The sequence below is a fragment of the Alteromonas sp. BZK5 genome (assembly GCF_014349115.1).
Lineage (GTDB): Bacteria > Pseudomonadota > Gammaproteobacteria > Enterobacterales > Alteromonadaceae > Alteromonas > Alteromonas macleodii.
Genome location: NZ_JACSOE010000176.1, coordinates 1 through 3,385, shown reverse-complemented (window position 1 = coordinate 3,385; position 3,385 = coordinate 1). Strand labels below are relative to the sequence as shown.

Genomic DNA, 3,385 nt, shown 5'->3' with positions numbered 1-3,385 from the left:
TCGTAGTTCTCATTAGCTGACTCAATCATCTTTTCCGTTTTTTCTTCTCCAAACCAACGCACAGAGGCAAGGCGCTCTTCATTGATCATGCTAACAACCAGTTCCTTTGGTAATAAGAAGATGATTGCCGTGAGCTCGAAAAGTAAAAGGCTGAGGATGATGTACCAAATCATGGCTATATACCTAACAGTGCATAAAAGAGTTGAACGAAAAAGTTATTCATATTTTCTATGAGCAATGTATAACTCACACTGTTATGCATAATCAGAGAAAATACCAAACCTCCCAGGAAGAACGAGAACCCCACTCTTGATAAGAGGACGCTCAATAAGCGCATGAATAGTTCAGTACCCATCAGCTTTACTCAGGAACTGGTTTAGATGCATCAGAGAGTAGCTCTTTTAGAAATGCTTTAATCTTGGTGAAATCTACATCCGGTGTATTGCTCTTTGACACGCTTTTATTTGGTTTGAAACTAAATTCTTTATTGAGCCTTTGAAGAAGAACTGTAAGCGATTTATCAATGTAATCGATGCAGTACAAAGCAAACTTCTCATGCTGCTTGTAAACATCGTCATTAATGAGTTCAATGACAGAGAGCTTTGTCAGCATGTCGATGTTTTCATCTACATCTATTAACAAGTCAGCTACCTGATGAACGTGTGGGTTAGAGATAACGATATCTATCGTTGCCGGGTTCCCTTGAAGGTCAAATTTAAATCCTTTTTGCTCTGCTTGCTCCACCGCTTTAATCAATTCAGATTTTTGATTCGCAATCGACTTTTTTTGTGCATTGATAACTGCTGAAATATAGTTATCGAACAACTCTTTCGCGTCTGGGTGTTTGCAACGATAAAAGCTGCTAATGATCACAACAGTGTTTCTTGCAATACGCTCTACAACTTTGTATTTACTGAAAACTTGGCCATGATTTATTTTAATAGGTTTTGAATAAACAATGCGTGTGCGTGGTCCTGCCTTCGTATTGACATTAGAGGGGCGTAAACCAGTAGTCTTAGGCGCGGTGTTTAGCTTAATAGCCAGCTTGTCCATACTCTTATCCTTTTACTTGCTTCGGATGGAAAATAACATCTATGTTGACCTCAAAGGGTAAAGCTTTGTCTAACGAGGTATTCGCATTGTGATTTTGCGTAAGTCGAATTCGTCTTTTTTTATCAGAAAAAGTTAATTCCTCAGTTGTCACTACCACGGGCAGACCTAATTTAAGCGCAAAGCTAATTGCGTGAGAGTCGACTAAGCCCCTATCGAAAATAAGAACATCAAACTGATGATGACCTATGAGTAACATGTCCATGAGGTTACCGTTTTTAATCAGGATCGCATCGCATTCGGTATAAAGGTGAGAATAGGGAGAAATGGCATACTGCATAAAAGCAAAAAACTCTTGCTTTGCAGTAGTGGGCATAATATTGATGAAACCAGACTCCATCATCGAAAGGAGGCCTTCTCTTACGCTGTTATGGTATTGGACAGCACTTTTCGCACTATTTTTGAACTGCTGATTTGTAATGAGCTTAGAAAGTGCTCTTACTTCAAATGAATCTCGAATAAAGCTAGGGAGTCCCTCGAACGCCGTGGCAGTTAATGTGTCCCATCGATTGAAAAAATCATCAATGTCGATGTTATCTGCAGGCACAGGCAACGGTTTATGACACTTGAGCGAATACTCGTCTCGGACAATCAGCGTTTCATCATTTGTATAGGCTTTTATCACTACTTTTCATTCGCCGCTTAATAACAATATCTTTAATGTATTAAGTATGAAAAACACGTATCGATAATTGATATATTGGCGATAAACGAGCATTGCTGGAGATTAGCCAGTGGGCTGATGCTCAATAGTTCAAACGAGAGTACCGCTCGAACTTCGGTTGAAAAAAGGAATATTAGTTATCACTCAGTTCGTTGAATGTTGTATCAAAGGTACACTCTGTGCTTTTTTGTTCAGGGGGGAAGGAAGACAACCAAGTAGGAGATGAACTGCTTCTGGTAATATTTAGAGTGGTTATTATTAGGCAAACTCCGAACACTATAGCCAAAAAAAGTTTCGTATAAACCATTATCAGGGCTACTTTACCAGCTTCTTTAGCAGAAACTTTACCGACCACGGTTAATTTGTGAGTTGAATTAAGTTTCATGATAACCCCTTATCTTCAGGCGCAATATGTGCGAAAAAAATCATAAGGTGGTCATTAAAAGAGTAGAACAATGCAAGTAAGATTGAAATTAAACTACTTTTTAGTGCGAATTGCTGGATACAATGGAGTGCTAAAAATTCTTTTAAAACCAATAAAGTAGGAATTGTTACGTTTCAGTGATAATAACTTTACTACCCTAATTATCACTACTAAAAAATAGAGTTTGTATTCTATGTGATTGATACAAAGAGTTTTTTATGCCTGCTATTAAAAGATGTTTTATAGCATGGTTAATTTCATCACAGAGTTCAATTTTAGATGATTTACCGCCTCCAGCCGGGCCTATTACATAAAAGCGTTGTTAACTTTGTCTTAGACCCGTTTCCATCTTTATTAGTGAAAAATGGACATTAATATCCATCATTTTTACTAGTCCAACGGTTTTCGAACTAATTGCAATACATTAGTAAGGGCCAGGAACGTGATGAGCACCAAAAATAGAACAGACAATGTCGCCGGAATGAAATGAAATTCGTATTCTCCGACAATGTTGTTGAAGTGCCATAAGAAAAAAAGTACGACTAATGGAGTTAATGTTGCAGATACATAGCCCACAATAGCACATACCGCCTCGATCATTTGGCTGGCTTTACTGACGACGCTATTTATAGGGGAATAGACTTTCCAACTGGTTAATGAAAAGCGTTCAAAATCCGTTCGCTGGATAGAGGCATTTATTAATCGTAATTGAAAGTTTAAGTACGTTAAAAGAATAGCGACCAGGGCTAATATATACAGGTACGCTTTTTCTATTTCCATGGAGACGTTGAAAACCGGTAAAGAGACTTCGCCTTTAAAAAGCTGGCGGACCGTATCTAAAGTAATCAGCCTTAAATCTTGAATGTCTAAGCCATAATTGACGTGAAAAAAACTATTGGCTTTTCCTTCTACAAACTCTGCTCGTTTCCATTTGTCTCGGGGAGAAATGATTTGAAAATCACTGATCGTGCGACGCAATTCATCGAAAAACGCAGAAAACTCTTTTTCGTCAATCGGTATTGTGTCATAGCTTACTAACACTTCACTTTTTGATTCAATAAAAATTACTCTGTCAATTTCGGGATCAGAAGAAAAAATGAATTGCGATGTGTAGTTATTACCTGAGTTACCTTTGACGAAATCTGAGGGGGTATACAACCTGAAATCGATGTAACTCCAGTCTAATG

The 3,385-nt window shown here is 38.0% G+C and carries 4 protein-coding genes; all 4 read right to left on the bottom strand.

From position 1 onward, the window contains the following. Window positions 1-360: 360 nt before the first annotated feature. Window positions 361-1,053, bottom strand: a complete 693-nt coding sequence (locus tag BIZ39_RS20825; RefSeq protein ID WP_187447970.1) for a hypothetical protein — start codon at window positions 1,051-1,053, stop codon at window positions 361-363. A 4-nt stretch (window positions 1,054-1,057) separates the two neighbouring features. Then, a complete protein-coding gene (locus BIZ39_RS20820) occupies window positions 1,058-1,735 on the bottom strand; it encodes a hypothetical protein (protein ID WP_187447969.1) in 678 nt (225 codons plus the stop codon). A gap of 172 nt (window positions 1,736-1,907) precedes the next feature. Beyond that, on the bottom strand, window positions 1,908-2,159 hold the full coding sequence (locus BIZ39_RS20815) for a hypothetical protein (RefSeq protein WP_187447968.1): 252 nt from the start codon (window positions 2,157-2,159) through the stop codon (window positions 1,908-1,910). Window positions 2,160-2,588: 429 nt separating this feature from the next. Beyond that, a partial coding sequence (locus tag BIZ39_RS20810) for a hypothetical protein (RefSeq protein ID WP_187447967.1) occupies window positions 2,589-3,385 on the bottom strand: 797 nt, incomplete at its 5' end.